The 16,858-nt window shown below is 61.5% G+C and carries 17 protein-coding genes; 11 read left to right on the forward strand and 6 right to left on the reverse strand.

Annotation, left to right across the window (positions count from 1 at the left end; translation table 11 throughout):
• Nucleotides 1-2: 2 nt before the first annotated feature.
• From HFC70_RS07255 to HFC70_RS07275, 5 genes are all read right to left on the reverse strand, one after another.
• The gene (locus tag HFC70_RS07255; RefSeq protein WP_168472569.1) at nucleotides 3-1,061 is read right to left on the reverse strand and encodes an ABC transporter ATP-binding protein; all 1,059 of its coding nucleotides are present in this window, start codon (nucleotides 1,059-1,061) and stop codon (nucleotides 3-5) included.
• A 13-nt stretch (nucleotides 1,062-1,074) separates the two neighbouring features.
• Nucleotides 1,075-1,857: an iron ABC transporter permease gene (locus HFC70_RS07260; protein ID WP_168472570.1), complete on the reverse strand. Its 783-nt coding sequence runs from the start codon at nucleotides 1,855-1,857 to the stop codon at nucleotides 1,075-1,077.
• Entirely contained in the window at nucleotides 1,854-2,747 is an 894-nt protein-coding gene (locus HFC70_RS07265) for an ABC transporter permease subunit (RefSeq protein ID WP_168472571.1), read from the reverse strand. The genes HFC70_RS07260 and HFC70_RS07265 overlap by 4 nt, the downstream gene beginning before the upstream one ends.
• A gap of 98 nt (nucleotides 2,748-2,845) precedes the next feature.
• Entirely contained in the window at nucleotides 2,846-3,955 is a 1,110-nt protein-coding gene (locus HFC70_RS07270) for an ABC transporter substrate-binding protein (RefSeq protein WP_168472572.1), read from the reverse strand.
• 167 nt (nucleotides 3,956-4,122) lie between these two features.
• Nucleotides 4,123-4,995 (reverse strand): MurR/RpiR family transcriptional regulator, encoded by an 873-nt coding sequence (locus tag HFC70_RS07275; protein ID WP_168472573.1) that lies wholly within the window; start codon nucleotides 4,993-4,995, stop codon nucleotides 4,123-4,125.
• A gap of 176 nt (nucleotides 4,996-5,171) precedes the next feature.
• On the opposite strand from HFC70_RS07275, the gene HFC70_RS07280 reads away from it, so the two are divergent.
• The 8 genes from HFC70_RS07280 to HFC70_RS07315 all read left to right on the forward strand — a co-directional run bounded on the left by HFC70_RS07280 (nucleotide 5,172) and on the right by HFC70_RS07315 (nucleotide 13,492).
• Nucleotides 5,172-5,942: an N-formylglutamate amidohydrolase gene (locus tag HFC70_RS07280; protein WP_168472574.1), complete on the forward strand. Its 771-nt coding sequence runs from the start codon at nucleotides 5,172-5,174 to the stop codon at nucleotides 5,940-5,942.
• A gap of 120 nt (nucleotides 5,943-6,062) precedes the next feature.
• Nucleotides 6,063-7,607: an amino acid permease gene (locus HFC70_RS07285; protein ID WP_168472575.1), complete on the forward strand. Its 1,545-nt coding sequence runs from the start codon at nucleotides 6,063-6,065 to the stop codon at nucleotides 7,605-7,607.
• Between the two features lie 106 nt (nucleotides 7,608-7,713).
• Nucleotides 7,714-9,084 carry a glutamine synthetase family protein gene (locus tag HFC70_RS07290; RefSeq protein ID WP_168472576.1) on the forward strand — a complete coding sequence of 457 codons (1,371 nt, stop codon included), beginning with the start codon at nucleotides 7,714-7,716 and terminating at the stop codon, nucleotides 9,082-9,084.
• A gap of 67 nt (nucleotides 9,085-9,151) precedes the next feature.
• On the forward strand, nucleotides 9,152-9,598 hold the full coding sequence (locus HFC70_RS07295; protein ID WP_168472577.1) for a helix-turn-helix transcriptional regulator: 447 nt from the start codon (nucleotides 9,152-9,154) through the stop codon (nucleotides 9,596-9,598).
• Nucleotides 9,588-10,007, forward strand: a complete 420-nt coding sequence (locus HFC70_RS07300) for a type II toxin-antitoxin system VapC family toxin (protein WP_168472578.1) — start codon at nucleotides 9,588-9,590, stop codon at nucleotides 10,005-10,007. Before HFC70_RS07295 ends, HFC70_RS07300 begins: the two co-directional genes overlap by 11 nt.
• Nucleotides 10,008-10,024: 17 nt before the next feature.
• The gene (locus HFC70_RS07305) at nucleotides 10,025-11,410 is read left to right on the forward strand and encodes an aldehyde dehydrogenase family protein (RefSeq protein ID WP_168472579.1); all 1,386 of its coding nucleotides are present in this window, start codon (nucleotides 10,025-10,027) and stop codon (nucleotides 11,408-11,410) included.
• The gene (locus HFC70_RS07310) at nucleotides 11,407-12,552 is read left to right on the forward strand and encodes an iron-containing alcohol dehydrogenase (protein WP_168472580.1); all 1,146 of its coding nucleotides are present in this window, start codon (nucleotides 11,407-11,409) and stop codon (nucleotides 12,550-12,552) included. Before HFC70_RS07305 ends, HFC70_RS07310 begins: the two co-directional genes overlap by 4 nt.
• A gap of 220 nt (nucleotides 12,553-12,772) precedes the next feature.
• Nucleotides 12,773-13,492 (forward strand): ParA family protein, encoded by a 720-nt coding sequence (locus HFC70_RS07315; protein WP_168472581.1) that lies wholly within the window; start codon nucleotides 12,773-12,775, stop codon nucleotides 13,490-13,492.
• A gap of 105 nt (nucleotides 13,493-13,597) precedes the next feature.
• Here HFC70_RS07315 and HFC70_RS07320 read toward each other — a convergent pair whose 3' ends face one another.
• Complete coding sequence (locus tag HFC70_RS07320; protein ID WP_246735689.1) at nucleotides 13,598-14,878, reverse strand: L,D-transpeptidase; 1,281 nt, start codon at nucleotides 14,876-14,878, stop codon at nucleotides 13,598-13,600.
• A 276-nt stretch (nucleotides 14,879-15,154) separates the two neighbouring features.
• Here HFC70_RS07320 and HFC70_RS07325 point away from each other — a divergent pair, with 276 nt between their 5' ends.
• The 3 genes from HFC70_RS07325 to HFC70_RS07335 all read left to right on the forward strand — a co-directional run bounded on the left by HFC70_RS07325 (nucleotide 15,155) and on the right by HFC70_RS07335 (nucleotide 16,839).
• Nucleotides 15,155-15,988, forward strand: a complete 834-nt coding sequence (locus tag HFC70_RS07325; protein WP_168472582.1) for an aldose 1-epimerase family protein — start codon at nucleotides 15,155-15,157, stop codon at nucleotides 15,986-15,988.
• A gap of 77 nt (nucleotides 15,989-16,065) precedes the next feature.
• On the forward strand, nucleotides 16,066-16,404 hold the full coding sequence (locus HFC70_RS07330; RefSeq protein ID WP_168472583.1) for a TIGR01244 family sulfur transferase: 339 nt from the start codon (nucleotides 16,066-16,068) through the stop codon (nucleotides 16,402-16,404).
• Between the two features lie 93 nt (nucleotides 16,405-16,497).
• A complete protein-coding gene (locus tag HFC70_RS07335) occupies nucleotides 16,498-16,839 on the forward strand; it encodes a RidA family protein (RefSeq protein WP_168472584.1) in 342 nt (113 codons plus the stop codon).
• Nucleotides 16,840-16,858 lie beyond the last annotated feature (19 nt).

A 16,858-nucleotide genomic window follows, 5' to 3' on the forward strand; every position in this document is an offset into this window, starting at 1 on the left:
GACTATTCGGCCAGGACCAGCAGGTCCTCGGCGGCAAAACGCAGGCCGACGGTTTCGCCGATAGCGGGCGGCTGGGCGCCCGGATCGTTGAACATGTCGAAGGATACCGAGTGGCCCGAGACATCGAGCTTGGTGCGGATGACCGAGCCCAGGAAATGGCTGGACACGACCTTGCCCTTCAGAACCGTATCGCCATGGGCCGCCTCGCCGAGCGAGCCGGCCTCCGGGCGCAGGGCGAGCTGGATGGTCTGGCCGGCCCCTTGTGTCACGGGTGCTGCCAGGCGCACCGTCTGCTCGCCGATCTTGACGGTGCCGCTCGACGGCTCGACGACCACGGCGTCGATGAGGTTGAGCGTGCCGACGAAGGAGGCGACGAAGCGGGTGGAAGGCGTGTTGTAGATCTCGAAGGGCGTGCCGATCTGGTCGGCCTTGCCGGCATTCATCACGACGATGCGGTCGGAGATCGACAGGGCCTCTTCCTGGTCATGGGTGACGAAGACGGTGGTGATGCCGAGCTGGCGCTGGATGGCGCGGATTTCCTCGCGCAGCGAGACGCGGATCTTGGCGTCGAGCGCCGAGAGCGGTTCGTCGAGCAGCAGCACCTGCGGCTTGGGCGCCAAGGCGCGGGCCAGTGCGACACGCTGCTGCTGGCCGCCGGACATCTGGTAGGGATAGCGGTCGGCGAGATGATCGAGCTTGATCAGGCCGAGCATTTCCTTGACGCGGGTCTCGATCTCGGCCTTGGGCTTGCCGGCGACCTTCAGGCCGAAAGCGACGTTTTCAAAAACGGTCATGTTCGGAAACAGCGCATAGGCCTGGAACACCATGCCGATATTGCGCTGGTTGGGCCTGAGGTCGGTCTGGTTCTTGCCATTGATCGTCACGGTGCCGCCGGTCGGCGTCTCGAAACCGGCGATCATGCGCAGCACCGTGGTCTTGCCACAGCCGGAGGGGCCGAGAAAGGACACGAACTCCCCTTTCTCGATGGTCATGTTGAAATCCTTGACCACCTGGATCGGTCCGTAGGATTTCTGGATGCTGCTGAGGGTTAGAAATGTCATCGGGCAAATGTCCTCAGGCCTTGGCGGGCGCGGTTTTCTGGAGGCGGGAAACGAGCTGGATCAGTCCGAGGCAGCCCCAGGTGATGCCGAAGGCGATCACGGCGAGGGCGGCAGGCTCATAGGCGCGGTTGGCGCCCAGAAGCTGCATATAGGGACCGAAGGCCGGGCGGTTGAGCAGGGCGGCCATGGTGAACTCGCCGATGACGATGGCGAAGGTCAGGAAGGCACCCGACAGAACGGCCACCAGCACATTCGGCAGGATGATGCGCGACAGGATGGTGACCCAGCCGGCGCCCAGACTCTGGGCGGCTTCGGTCAGCGTTGCCACGTCTATGGTGCGCAGCCCCGTGTCGACGGCGCGGTACATGTAGGGCAGAGCAAGCGTCGCATAGCCGAACATCAACAGGATATTGGTGCCCATGATCGTGCCGGTCAGCGGCAGCCAGCTCGATGTATTGTAGAGCCGGATATAGCCGAAGACGATGACGATAGCCGGGATGACCAGCGGCAGAAGGGTGATGAATTCGATATAGGGTCGCAGCCACGGCATCTTCAGCCGCACCCAATAGGCGGTCGGCACGATCAGCACCACGCCGAAAATGATGGTGACCAGCGCCATGATAACCGAATAGCTAAAGGTCTGCTGGAATTGCGGGTCACCGAGCACCTTGGCATAGGCGTCGAAGGAATATTCGCCGCGCCGCATCTTCAGCGAGAAATTGGTCATGCCGATCAGCGGCAGGAAGAAATACAGAAGCCCGAACAGCAGGGCTCCCCAGGACCAGATACGGGTCATTTCAGCCACCTTTCGCTGCGGGCGCGCAGCCAGATGTAAATGGCATTGGCAATGCCGGTGATGACGATCATGCCGAAGGCCAGCGCATAGCCGAGATGAGGATCACCCAGCACATCGCCACGGATCTGCGCAAACAGCAGGATCGGCACGATATTGAGCGAAGATCCGGTCAGCGCGATGGCGGTTGCGACGGCGCCGAAGGCATTGGCAAACAGCAGGGCCAGCGTGCCGAGCAGCGAAGGAAACAGGATGGGAAAGGCGACCATGCGCCAATATTGCAGTCCGGTGGCGCCGAGAATGGAGGCGGCTTCCTTCCACTCGCGCTTCAGGCCATCGAGGGCCGGCGTGATGATCAGGATCATCAGCGGGATCTGGAAGAAAAGATAGGTGAGCGTGAGGCCCCAGAAGGACAGAATATTGAAGCCGAGCAGCCGCAGATCGAGGCCGAGCTGAGTCTTGAGGAAGACCGTCAGCAGGCCGACCGGCCCAAGCGTTGCCAGAAAGGCGAAGGCCAGCGGCACGCCGGCAAAGTTCGAGGCGACGCCGGAAAAGGTGAGCAGGGGGCCGCGGATGACGCGCGGCAGGCCGCCGAGGACGACCGCTGCCGAAACGGCAAAGCCGATGGCACAGCCGAGCAGCGCCGAGGCAAGGCTGATCTTGATGGAGATCCAGTAGGCGGCGATGATCGACGGCTTGAACAAGCCGCGGATATTGTCCAGCGTCAGGCTGCCATCGGGCGTCTGGAAGGCGCCGAGCACGATGCGCATGGTCGGCATGATCAGGAATAGCGTCACGAAAATCAAAAACGGCAGCACACCCAGCCAATGCATGGGCAGTTTGCGCTTCGGCGGTATCGCGACCGCGTGGGAGCTGGGTTGGTCCGATGGCATTCTGCTTGTTCCCCGCCAAGTCTTCGTGCTGCTGGCTCATTCATAAGGCAAAACCCGCCCCGGCCAAAGAGGCCGGAGCGGGCAATCGTCAAGTCTGCTTACTGGACGTTGGCGCCGACGACAGCGTCCCAGCCGCCGGTGACGGCAGCCTTGTTGGCATCGACTTCTGCGAGGGTCGGGAAGTAGGCCTTTTCATAGGAAGCAGCCGGCGGCAGCGCCTTCAGCAGATCTTCCGGAACCTTGCCGGCCTTGACCAGCGCGTTGAAGCGGGCCGGGTGGCAATAACCCTTGAGCCAGGCCAGCTGACCTTCGTCCGAATAGAGGTATTCCATCCAGAGCTTGGCAGCGTTCGGGTGCGGAGCGTAAGCCGAGATCGCCTGAACGTAGACGCCGGCCAGAACGCCCGATGCGGGAACGACGACTTCAACCGGCGGGTTGCCGGCCAGCGTGTCCTTGGCAGCAAGGGCGTTGTAGTCCCACATCACGACGATCGGGGTTGCACCCTGGGCGAGCGTGCCCGACTTGCCGATGACCGGCACGAAGTTGCCGGCCTTGTTCAGTTCGCCGAAATACTTCAGGCCGGCTTCGCCAGCTTCCTTGCCGGCCTTGGCGCCGGAGGCGAGGCCAGCGGCCAGAACGCCGAGAATGGCCTGGTTGGAGGCGCGCGGGTCACCGGCAAGAGCGACCTGACCGGCATAGTCCTTCTTCAGAAGATCCGACCAATCGGCCGGGGTATCCTTGACCAGATCCTTGTTCACCAGAAGCGACATCACGCCGTAATAGTCGCCGTACCAGTGGCCGTCGGCATCCTTGACGCCTTCCGGAATTTCGTCCCAGGTGGAGACCTTGTAAGGCATGGTCAGGCCTTCGGCCTTCATCTGCGGGCCGAAGGCCAGACCGACGTCAACGACGTCAGGAGCCTGCGGGCCCTTGTTGTCCTTGTTGGCCTTGATGGCTTCGACTTCGTCGGCCGAGCCGGCGTCCGGATTCAGTTCGTTGACCGAGATCTCCGGATACTTCTTCTTGAAACCATCGATGACGGCGCCGTAGCCGCACCAGTCGTGGGGCAGGGCGATGGTGGTCAGCGCGCCTTCAGCCTTTGCTGCGGCGATCAGGTCGGCGCTCGGCTCGGCGGCGGAGGCCAAAGCGGTGGAGGCGACGACCATGGCGGTCGTCAGCGAAAGCAGGCGGCGGGTGTGGGAAATCACTGGTTTTCTCCTTGTTGGATTTCAGCGTCGCGCGACTGTTAATCGGCTTGCATGATAGTTGTATGACGGTCGTTCAGCTCCCTATCGGCATCCGTCAGCGCCGGCGGTTCCTTGAATTGACAAACGTTTTCTCGTCTCCCTCCCTTGCTCCCTTGGTATCTGGAACGTCAGCGCGGCTTGCGGAACAGGCGTGCCTGCTCGAACAGGCCTTCCAGCGTGTTCATGCGCTCGCGGGTTTCGTCCCAGGCGGTGTTTTGCACGGCTTCGATCAGCGCTTCGACGACGAACAGCGTCACCACGGAGGAATCCCAGGCGGACGGCGCTTCGATCTGGACCTTGAAGGCATGCCGGGCAAGCTTAGCGACCGGCGATGTCCACTGGTCGGTGAACAGGATGATCTCGATGCCGGCGCGGCTGGCGACTTCGGCCAGCGTCACCATGTCGGCCTCGTAGCGGCGGATGTCGAAGATCACCAGCACGTCGCCGGCGCTCATATTCAGCACATGCTGCGGCCAGGAGGAACTGTTGGACGACATCAGCGTGGTCTTGGGCCGAATGACCTGCATATGCGTGAAGAAATATTCGGCCAGTGCTCCGGTGATGCGCCCGCCGACGAAGTAGAGGCTGCGCTTGCGGTCCGATAGCAGGCCGGCGGCCTCGTCGAAGGTCACCGTGTCCAGCTCGCTCAGCGTCTGGCGCATGTTGCTGATCACGGCTTCGGCAAAGCGGTTGAGAATATGGGTGCCCGGTGCGTTCGCCGCCCAGCGGTCGTGCTTGGTGATCGGGTTGGAAATCGTTGCTTCCAGCTCCTGGTGCAGATGGGCCTGGAATTCCGGATAGCCCTTGTAGCCGAGCTTCTGCACCATGCGGGCAACGGTCGGGGTCGAGACACGGGCGTTCTCGGCCACGGTCGTAATGCTGCCGAGGCCTGACACAGGATAATTGTCCAGAAGGCTCTCGGCCAGTTGCCGTTCAGCACGGGTCAGCCCGCCGAAATGGGCGTGGATGACGTCCGATACGGTCCTTGATGGGTTGGACACGTTTTCATTTCCCCCTGGCCGATCTTCTGCCGGCTGTCACAAAATTTATCACGGGCAAACGACGACCTGTCAATCTTCAAAATGAAGAGAATTTTTCAGTTTGCCGATTGACACTGTCTCAAACCTGAAGAATTCTCTTCGGTGGGTGGAGTTAAGATTTCCGAAAGGTTTGCGGCATGCTCTTGAGGTCTGATATTTTGACCAAGGCGGACGGCGATGCCGTTGCCGTGGAAAATATCGACGGCACCGGCCAGGTGGTACTGGTGTGCGAGCATGCGTCACGCACACTGCCGCTCAATGCCGGTGATCTGGGCTTGAGCGAAGAGGCGCTTTCCAGCCACATTGCCTGGGATCCGGGCGCCCTTGCCCTGTCGCGGCTTTTATCGGTGCGGCTTGATGCCGTGCTGGTGTTCCAGCGCTTTTCGCGGCTGATCTACGACTGCAACCGCCCGCCGGAATCGCCCGCCGCCATGCCGGAGAGCAGCGAGATCTATGAGATTCCCGGCAACCGGGACCTGAGCGTGGCCGAGCGTTATGCCCGCACGGCGGCACTTTATGTGCCGTTTCACGACCGGGTGGCGGCGGTGCTGGCCGACCGGCAGGCCAAGTCGCGGCCAAGCGTCGTGGTGACGGTGCATAGCTTCACGCCGGTCTATATGGGCGAGAAACGGACCGTCGAGATCGGTATCCTGCATGACGAGGATAGCCGACTGGCCGACAGCATGCTGGCGGAGGCGGCAAAGGGCTCGGACTTCCGCGTGGAGCGCAACGCGCCTTACGGTCCGGCCGATGGCGTGACGCATAGCCTCAGGCTGCATGGGCTGCCGAACGGATTGATGAATGTGATGATCGAGGTCCGCAACGACCTGATCGCAGACGAGGTTGGCCAAGGGGTCATGGCCGAATATCTGGCGGGACTGATCAAGGCGTCGCTGGACGCCCGCTAGACAATAATAACTGACCCCAGGGAGCAGTTGAACTGCAATCCGGCCGATCGGCAAAGCCGACGGCAAAATTGGAACGGATTCGCCCGCAATTCCGTGGGCGATCGGCAAACGGGGGACGTCATGTCGGACTATTCGGAAACAGACAAGAAGCAGGATATGCATGTCCTGCATTCCATGGGCTATGCCCAGGAACTTGAACGCAGCATGAGCTCGTTCTCGAATTTCGCGATTTCATTTTCCATCATCTGCATCATGTCCGGCGGCATCAATTCGCTGGCTCAGGCGACATCGGGCGCCGGCGGTATCGCCATCGGTATCGGCTGGCCGCTCGGTTGCCTGATGTCCGGTCTCTTCGCCCTGGCGCTGGCACAGATTTCGTCCGCCTATCCGACCGCCGGCGGTCTTTACCATTGGGGTTCGATCCTCGGCAACCGCTTCACCGGCTGGCTGTCGGCCTGGCTCAACCTGCTCGGCCTGATCACGGTTCTGGGTGCCATCAATGTCGGCACCTACTACTTCTTCTTCGGAGCCTTCGGTGCCTATTTCGGCATGGAAGACACGCTGATGGTCCGCATTCTCTTCGTCGGTGCGATCACCGGCCTGATGGCGCTGATCAACCATGTCGGCATCGGTCTAACGGCCAAGCTCACCGACATGTCCGGGTATCTCATCCTGGCGGCCGCGATCGGCCTGACGATCGTTTGCCTGGTATCGGCGCCGTCCTACGAGTTTGCGCGGCTGTTCACGCTCAGCAATTATTCGGGCGAAGCCGGCGGCAATGTCTGGCCTTCGGTGTCGAGCGGCTGGGTCTTTGCGCTCGGCCTGCTGCTGCCGGTCTACACGATCACAGGTTATGATGCCTCGGCCCATACCTCGGAAGAGACCGTGCGGGCTCAGCATTCCGTGCCGCGCGGCATGGTGTCCTCGGTTCTTTGGGCGTCGATCTTCGGCTATATCATGCTGTGCTCGTTCGTCCTGATGATCCCCAACATGGACGATGCTGCCAAGCAGGGCTGGAACGTGTTCTTCTGGGCGATGGACACCCAGGTCAATCCGACGATCAAGTTCGTGCTCTATGTCGCGATCTTCATCTCGCAGTTCCTGTGCGGCCTGGCGACGGTCACCTCGGCCTCGCGCATGATCTTTGCCTTCTCGCGTGACAAGGGCCTGCCGGGCTCCAGCGCGCTGGCCAAGGTCAGCCCGAAATACCGCACGCCGGTTGCTGCCATCTGGACGGCCGCCGTCCTGTCGGTATTGTTCGTCTGGGGCACGTCGCAGGTCACCATCGGTGAGGCGTCCGCCTATGCGATCGTCGTCTCGTGCACGGTCATCTTCCTGTTCCTGTCGTTTGCCCTGCCGATCGGTCTCGGGCTGTTTGCTCATGGCACGCCGAGATGGCATGCCATGGGTCCCTGGGATCTGGGGGCAGCACGCTTCAAGATCGTCGCCATCCTTTCGCTGGTGTCCATGGCGGTGATCTTCGTCATCGGCATCCAGCCGCCGAACGACTGGGCGCTCTACATCACGCTCGGCTTCTTCGTGCTGACGGCGATCGTCTGGCTGGTGTTCGAAAACAAGCGCTTCAAAGGCCCACCGATTGGTGCGGAAGTGGCCAAGCGTCAGGCCGAGATTGCCGCCGCTGAAAAGGCAGTCGGCGAAATCTGATCGCGCATCGCAGGCGGGGGCCGTTTGAGCGGTCTCCGCCTGCCAAGTTTTCCACAGGATTACGGCCTGAACCAGTATCGTCGGGCAATCACGGGACCCAAGCGTTATGAGCACCACTTACACTTTCGACGACCTGAAGAGAGATGTTGCCGAAGGCCGCATCGATACGGTTCTCGCTTGCCAGGTCGATATGCAGGGCCGGTTGATGGGCAAGCGCTTCCAGGCGGAGTTCTTCGTCGAGAGCGCCTACAAGGAGACCCATAGCTGCAACTACCTGCTGGCGACCGACATGGAGATGGAAACCGTTTCCGGCTATGCCGCCACCAGCTGGGAAAAGGGCTATGGCGACTATACGATGAAGCCGGATCTTTCGACGCTGCGCCGCGTGCCGTGGCTGGAAGGTACCGCTCTCGTGCTGTGCGACATGCAGGATCACGCCACTCATGAAGACGTGCCCCATTCGCCGCGCGCCATCCTGAAAAAACAGGTGGCCCGGCTGGAGGCCATGGGCCTGAAGGCCTTCATGGCGACGGAGCTGGAATTTTTCCTGTTCGACCAGACCTATGAGCAGGCCCATGCATCGGGCTATCGCAACCTGAAGCTCGCCAGCCCCTATAACGAGGACTACCACATCTTCCAGACCACCAAGGAAGAGGATGTGATGCGGGCGATCCGCAAGGGCCTGCAGGGCGCCGGCATCCCGGTCGAAAACTCCAAGGGCGAGGCGTCGGCCGGCCAGGAGGAGATCAACGTTCGTTATGCCGAGGTGCTGGATATGGCCGACCGGCATGTGATCATCAAGAATGCCTGCAAGGAAATCGCCTGGTCCAAGGGCAAGGCCATCACCTTCCTCGCCAAATGGCATTACAATGCGGCTGGGTCGTCGTCGCATATCCATCAGTCGCTGTGGAGCATCGATGGCAAGACGCCGATGTTCTTCGACGAGAACGGCACCTACGGCATGTCTTCGACCATGAAGCATTACATGGCGGGACTGCTGGCCCATGCCAGCGAGATCACCTATTTCCTGGCACCCTACATCAATTCCTACAAGCGCTTCATGGCCGGCACCTTTGCGCCGACCAAGGCGATCTGGTCGAAGGACAACCGCACCGCCGGCTACCGGCTGTGCGGCGAGGGCACGAAGTCGATCCGCGTCGAGTGCCGCGTCGGTGGCTCCGATCTGAACCCCTATCTCGCCATGGCGGCTCTTCTGGCCGCCGGTATCGACGGCATCGAGAAGGCGATGGAACTTGAGCCGGCTTTTACTGGCGACGCCTATGGCGCTGCGGAAGCCCGCGAAATTCCGCGCACCTTGCGTTCGGCAACCGAAGCGCTGTCCGGCTCCGCCATGCTGCGCTCGGCATTTGGCGACACCGTGATCGATCACTATGTGCGTGCAGCCGAATGGGAGCAGGAGGAATACGACCGCAAGATCACCGACTGGGAGGTGGCCAGAGGGTTTGAGAGGGCGTAAATCACAACGGTTTTGTTGCTGAAATCGCCTCACGATGATATTATCGCAACGAACAAGGGATACTCTCATGATCGATAGCGAATGGTTTTATCGTGAGCTCGACAGCCGGGGTCGATCGCTGCGCGACATGGCAAAAGCCCTGGGGCTGGATTCCAGCGCCGTGTCCCGGATGCTGCGTGGCGAACGCAAGATGAGTGCGGAGGAGCAGGACCGGATTGCGGACTATCTTGGTGTGACGCTGCATGAAGTCGCGGCGCGGCGCAGGGGCGAGCGGCTCGGCTTTGCCGAGGAGGGGCAGGAGCGGTTCAGCTTTGACGAGCAGGGCCGAAAGGAAGAAACGGCAGTGGTGCTTCCAAGGTTCACGCAAAGGGAGATGGAGGGAGGGCTCAACCTATCGGCTGACAATTTTTACGATCGTGTTCGTGGATGCATGAAGGGCACGGTCACGATTGCTCCGGGCGACGATCTGACGGGGCCGGCTGATCCAGAGTGGGCAAAGGTTTATGACGACTGAGCGATATCTGTTGGATACCTGTGCGCTCATCTATCTTGCCGAAGATCAGCCAGTTCTACCCGCCGCACAGTCGGCCTTGCGTTCGGTGTCGCCTGTATCCGATCGTATATGGGTATCGGTTTTTTCGGCCTGGGAGGTCGGGATGTTGCTGAGCAAGGGTCGATTGACGATCACAAGGGAACCGAAGGACTGGTTCGACAGCGCGGTGGGGAAAATAGCGGCAGGCCTTCTGGCGATCACCCCTGAACTATTGCTGCGTTCGTTCTTCCTGCCGGAGCCCCTACACGGCGATCCCGCCGACCGTATCCTGATCGCGACCGCGCGCGCGCATGATCTGACCATCATAACCCGTGATCGCGCCATTCTGTCGTATGGCGCGGCCGGACATGTAAGAGTACTGGCCTGCTAGGCTTTTTGGAGACGAAAATGACAATGATCCAATGCATTTCGCCGATCGACGGATCGGTTTATGCCGAACGCCCTGCCATGTCGCTGGAGGCGGCGAGCGCTGCCGTGGCGCGGGCCCGCAAGGCGCAGAAGAGCTGGGCGCGGCGCCCGCTCGAAGAGCGCGTGCAACTGGTGCTGAAGGGCGTCGCGCGGCTCAATGAGATGGTCGATGAGGTGGTGCCGGAACTCGCCCATATGATGGGCCGGCCGGTGCGCTATGGCGGCGAGTTCAAGGGCTTCAACGAGCGCTCCAACTATGTCGCGACGATTGCTGCCGATGCCCTGGCGCCGCTGGTGATCGAGGCCAGCGCCACCTTCGAGCGCCGCATCGAGCGCGAGCCGCAGGGCGTGGTCTTCGTCATCGCGCCGTGGAACTATCCCTATATGACGGCGATCAACACGGTGGCTCCGGCGCTGATGGCCGGCAATACCGTCGTCATCAAGCACGCCACCCAGACGCTGCTGGTCGGCGAACGCATGGTGCGCGCCTTTGTCGAGGCGGGTATTCCGGATGACGTGTTCATCAACCTGTTCCTCGATCATGGAACGACCTCAGCGCTGATCGCTGCCGGCAATTTCAATTTCATCAACTTCACCGGTTCCGTCGAGGGCGGCCGGTCGATCGAGCGGGCCGCGGCCGGCACCTTTGCCGGCCTTGGCCTCGAACTCGGCGGCAAGGATCCGGGCTATGTGATGGAGGATGCCGATCTGGAGGCCGCCGTCGATACGCTGATGGACGGTGCCACCTACAATTCCGGCCAGTGCTGCTGCGGCATCGAGCGCATCTATGTGCATGAATCGCTGTTCGACAGCTTTGTCGAGAAGTCGGTCGCCTGGGTGTCGAACTACAAGCTCGGCAATCCGCTCGATCCGGAAACCTCGCTGGGACCGATGGCCAACAAGCGTTTTGCCAAGGTGGTGCGCGAGCAGATCGCCGATGCGGTGGCCAAGGGCGCCAAGGCACTGGTCGATCCGAAACTGTTCCCGGCCGATGATGGCGGCGCCTATATCATGCCGCAGGTGCTGGTCGACGTGGACCATTCGATGGCCTTCATGAAGGACGAGACTTTCGGTCCGGCCGTTGGTATCATGAAGGTCAAAAGCGACGAGGAGGCCTTGGCGTTGATGAACGACAGCCCCTATGGCCTGACGGCGTCGCTGTGGACGAAGGATCCGGAGCGCGCCGCCCGCATCGGCCGCGACATCGAGACCGGCACCGTGTTCATGAACCGCGCCGACTATCTCGATCCGGCGCTGTGCTGGACCGGCTGCAAGGAAACCGGAAAGGGCGGCTCGCTCTCCGTCATCGGTTTCCAGAACCTGACCCGTCCGAAATCCTACCATTTGAAGAAAGTCACGAAATGAACATCGTCGCCAACTGGAGCTATCCCACCGCCATCAAGATGGGCCGCGGCCGGATCAAGGAACTGGCCGATGCCTGCAAGACGCTCGGCATCAAGAATCCGCTGCTGGTGACCGACCGGGGCCTGGCCTCGATGCAGATCACCAAGGCAGCCCTCGACATCCTCGAAGAGGGTGGCCTTGGCCGGGCGATCTTCGCCGATGTCGATCCGAACCCGAACGAGATCAATCTTGCGGCCGGCGTCAAGGCCTACAAGGACGGCGGCCATGACGGCGTCGTCGCGTTTGGCGGCGGCTCGGGCCTGGATCTCGGCAAATGCGTGGCCTTCATGGCCGGCCAGACCCGTCCGGTCTGGGATTTCGAGGATATCGGCGACTGGTGGACGCGGGCCAATTCTGACGGCATCGCGCCGATCGTCGCCGTGCCGACCACGGCCGGCACCGGATCGGAAGTCGGCCGCGCCTCGGTCATCACCAATTCGCAGACCCATGTGAAGAAGATCATCTTCCACCCGAAATTCCTGCCAGGCGTCGTCATCTGCGATCCGGAACTGACCATGGGCATGCCGAAGGTGATCACCGCCGGTACCGGCATGGATGCCTTTGCCCATTGCCTGGAGGCTTATTCCTCGCCCTTCTATCATCCGATGAGCCAGGGTATTGCGCTTGAAGGCATGCGGCTGGTCAAGGAATTCCTGCCGCTCGCCTACAAGGACGGCACCGATCTCGAGGCGCGCACCAACATGATGTCGGCCGCCGCCATGGGCGCCGTTGCCTTCCAGAAGGGATTGGGTGCCATCCACGCCCTGTCGCATCCGATCGGTGCGGTCTACAACACGCACCACGGCATGACCAATGCCGTTGTCATGCCGCCGGTGCTACGCTTCAATCGGTCGGTCATCGAGGACAAGATCGAGCGGGCGGCGGCCTATCTCGGCATTTCCGGCGGGTTCGATGGGTTCTACGACTACGTGCTGTCGCTGCGCGCTGAATTGCATGTTCCGGAGAACCTGACGGCCATGGGCATCGCCGCCGACCGCATCGATGAGCTGTCGGCTATGGCGATCGAAGACCCGAGCGCCGGCGGCAATCCGGTGGCGATGACGCTGGAGAACACCAAGGTCCTGTTTGCCGACTGCTTCTGACTCCTGTTCTTTTCGACCGACAAGGCCCGCGACCGATGTCGCGGGCTTTTGTCGTTTTACGACAGGACCTTAGTTCTGCCCCATAAGAATTGGGGAGGGGGAACTTCCGGCGATCTTTGGGGAATATTAACTAATTTTAGAAAGACTGCATTAACCAGGCCCCATGAAGCAGGAAGCCTTTAGAGCGATGAATGGCTCTTTCAGACCGACGAGGAATTCCATGCCAGTCATCACATTTGCCAATGCCAAAGGCGGAGCCGGCAAGACGACAGCTGCCCTTCTGCTTGCCACCGAACTTGCTCACCAAGGCTACCGCATCACCATTCTCGACGCCGATCCGCAGCACTGGATCACGCAATGGCACGAGATTTCCGGCCCGCAGTTCAATATCGAGGTTATCTCGGAAGTGTCCATGGCATCGCTGCAGGGGCATATCCGCGAAGCCAGCCGCGAGTCCGACTACGTGGTCATCGATCTGGCCGGCGCCCGTGACGCGCTGGTGACCATGGCGATCGGCCTGTCCGACCATGTGATGATCCCGGTGCAGGGCTGTGCCATGGATGCCCGTGGGGCCGCCCAGATCATCGACCTGATCAAGCTGATGGAAGACACCGGCAAGATGACCATCGCCCATTCCGTCGTGCTGACCCGCGTCGCCTCCATGGTGACCACGCGGGCGTTGCTGACCATCAAGGGCCTGCTGGCGGCCCGCGGCGTCAATGTCATCAATACGCCGATCGCCGAGCGCAATGCGTTTCGCGACATCTTCGACTGTGGCGGCACGCTCTATTCGATGGATCCGGCCCGCGTCAGCAACCTCGACAAGGCCCGCGAGAATTCGCAAGGCTTTGCCAGCGAAGTGATGCGCATGCTGCCGATCAAGGTGATCCGCACGATGCGGCCGCGCCGCTTCCTGCGCCTGGTCGGCAAGGCCGCCTGATCCGCCGCATCTCTCCCATCGTCACCTCCCAGGACGATCCAAGAAAAATGCCCGCGCTCTTGAAAAGGAGGCGGGCATTTTTGCATTCAGGACGATGATTCGTGCTCAGTCGACGAATTCGACGGTAACGCCGGGCTGCACCATCTTGGCGAGTTCGGTCGCATCCCAATTGGTCAGGCGGATGCAGCCGTGGCTCTGGGTGCGGCCGATCTTGGAGGGCTCCGGGGTACCATGGATACCATAGGTCGGCTTCGACAGGGCCATCCAGACCGTTCCGACCGGACCGTTCGGCCCTGGCGGAATGTTGAGGACCTTGTCATTGGCGCCCTGCTGGAAATTGATCTTCGGATTGTAGGTATAGCCGGGATTGAGCGCGACACGCTCGACATTGACCAGGCCCGACGGCGATGGCGTGTCGGACGAGCCGATGCTGGCGGGATAGGCCGAAATCAGGGTGTTGTATTCGTCATAGGCAAAGACCTGCTTGCGGCCCTTGTCGGCGACGATGCGGGCCACCTTGCCGGTCATCGGTTCGCCGGGATTGACCACCTTGATCGTCGTACCCGGAATGGTGAAATCGGCTTCGGGATTGAGTTCTTTCAGATAGGCTTCATCCATGTGGAAGCGCTCGGCCAGCATTTCGGTGGTCGAGGTGAAGGCCAGCGACGGCAAAAGGGCCTTCTGGCTGTAGTCTTCCGGAATTTCCGCGACAAAGGGTCCGGCGGCATCGCCGGGCGTAATCGTATAGCTGGTGATCGCCAGTCCGCCGGAAAACCGCAGGCGTTCGATGATGTCGTCGGTATTGTTGGGATCCAGCGTCTCGCCGGTCTTTTCCTGCCAGGCGGCAATGGACTTGTCGACATTGCTGCCCATCTTGCCGTCGATCACGCCGGGCGACATGCCTTCGCGGTCGAGGAAGACCTGCAGCGCGGTGATCTCCGGCCTGGACCGGGTCTTTACGGCAATCGTCGGCTTCATGTCGTGGCGCGGCAGGTTTTCGGACTGCGGCTCGATGGAGGTCATTTCCTGCGTGACATCGTCAGGAAAAGCCTGGTCGAGCGGCTGGCGTTCCACAGGCGCGATGGTTCCCGTGGTGACCTGTTCGTTGCCCCAGGCATCGGTTGGCGGAGCGTCCTGGTATTCGACCGGATAGCGGTTGCGGCGCACCTGCGGAAAGTAGGTCTCCGCCGGCACTTCGGTTGCGACCACGTTGCCGAAATTGTCGATCAGCACGGTGCGGCCCAGACGGTCGCGGCTGATGATCACGGCGCCGCGTTCCGGCACATAGTCGAGAAGATCGCCATTCGGCGCCACGAGCACCATCTCGCCCTGCGGGGCGCCATAGGGAGCCTGAGCATAAGCGGTTCCGGCCAGCAAGGCGGGCATACTTGCCAGTGCGGTCAAAACCAGTCCGGCTTTCCACATGTCATTCACGCTCATGATTCTTCCCGTTAAATTCTGGTGCGACAAACACGGTAATTTTGACCCTAATGTGGAAAAGGTGAATTCGCAGTGAACAATCGGTTAAATTCCTTGTGATCGTTGGCCTGCGGTACCCGAGCCGATGGGCTTGGCTTCGCCTTGAAGATATTGCATTTGTCCGTTAGGTCTGGCGCCGTCCCGGAGCTTTGGACCCGGTGACGGATAAGTAGGAGTAACGCTATGGAATTCAAGGCTAAATCCGGTCCTGTTCTGGCGCTTGATCCGGCATCGGTGCTCGATATCGGCGCCTGTCTGGTCCATGGCATCGATCTGGCGCCGGGCAGGGCCATTCCCGACGACGGCGACCCGCGCATCGACCATTCGCTGCAGGGTTTTCTGTTTACCTGTGGCCCTGACCATATCCGCCATCCCGAACCGATCGGCCAAGGTCATCCCGGCCGCTATCCCCTGCATGGTTCGTTCTCGTCTCATCCGGCAGAGATCCTCACATCGGTTACTCACAGCGGCAATGCGCAGTGCACGGCTTTGGTTCCGGTGCAACTGGCCGATGGTGGCACGGCGCGGCTGGAGCGATCGTGGCGGATCGACGGCGACAGCGGCGAGGTGTTTCTGGCCGACCGGGTGGTCAATACCGGCGACACGCCGTTTCCGGCCATGCTGATGTATCACATGAATATCGGCGCACGGCTGTTTGACGATGCGGTGCGGCTGGAAGGCGCCATGCTGGAGGGCGGCGGTTTTCCCTGGACTTTCGGCGAAGCGGATGGCGGCATTTTCTGCGTTCCGGCGATGGCCGGCGATGACGGCGTTGCAGAACTGCGGCTCGGGCCGATCGCGGCCATCGGCGGCTTGACGCTGCGCGTCCGGTTCAAGACCGACACGCTGCCCTTCCTGCAGGTCTGGCGCAATCAGCGGGCGCCGGCGCATGTGCTGGGCATCGAGCCGGTGTCGCATCGCTGGGAGGGCAGGGCACAGCTTGCCGAGCGCGGCGAACTTGATCTTCTGGCGCCAGGCGAGGGGCGCGATTACGCGCTGTCCTTCGCGTTTGTGTGAGCGGTTTCAAGCAGCGATTGACGGTTTGGGCGTGCCATCGTAGATGTGTCACCCGTTATCGAGAGAGGGACCAGGCGATGAACATCCGAGAGATCAACGACGAATACTCCGTCAGCGGGCAGATCGCCATCGAGGACCTCGACACCATCAAGGCGCTGGGCTTCAAGTCGATCGTCTGCCATCGTCCGGACCATGAAGAGGCCGGTCAGCCGACATTCGCCGCCATTGCCGAGCGCGCCGAAGAGCTGGGCCTGAAGATCGCCCATGTGCCGGTCGGCCCGATGGGCGTGACCGCCGAAGCGGTGGCCGGCATGGTCGATGCGCTGGACGATTTCGACCGGCCGATGCTGGGCTATTGCCGGTCCGGTGCCCGCTCGACCGCCATCTACGAAAAAAGCCAGCATCTGCGCGGCTGAGTTTTTGAACGGCTCGGGCCTCTGCCTGGGCCGGCCATCGTGCTGCCCGCCGGTGGCTCAAACCTTTCCCACAAAACCATCAGGAGTTTTCCCATGACCATCAAGCGTATCGAGCCCGGCGCCCGCATGAGCGGCGCAGTCGTCCACGGCAACACCGTTTACCTGGCCGGCCAGGTCGGCGACGGCACGTCGGTCACCGAACAGTCGAAGTCGGCGCTTGCCGAAGTCGATCGCCTGCTGGCGCTGGCAGGCTCCGACAAGTCGAAGATCCTGCAGACCATCATCTACCTCTCCGACATGTCGACCTTCGGCGAAATGAACGCCGTCTGGGAAGGCTGGATCGACCCCAAGAACCCGCCGGCCCGCGCCACCAGCGAAGCAGCGCTGGCAACGCCCGACTACAAGGTCGAGTTCATCGTGACGGCTGCTCTCTGAGCCCCAAGTTCATGCTTTG

This window comes from Agrobacterium sp. a22-2, from assembly GCF_012276985.1.
Classification (GTDB): domain Bacteria; phylum Pseudomonadota; class Alphaproteobacteria; order Rhizobiales; family Rhizobiaceae; genus Allorhizobium.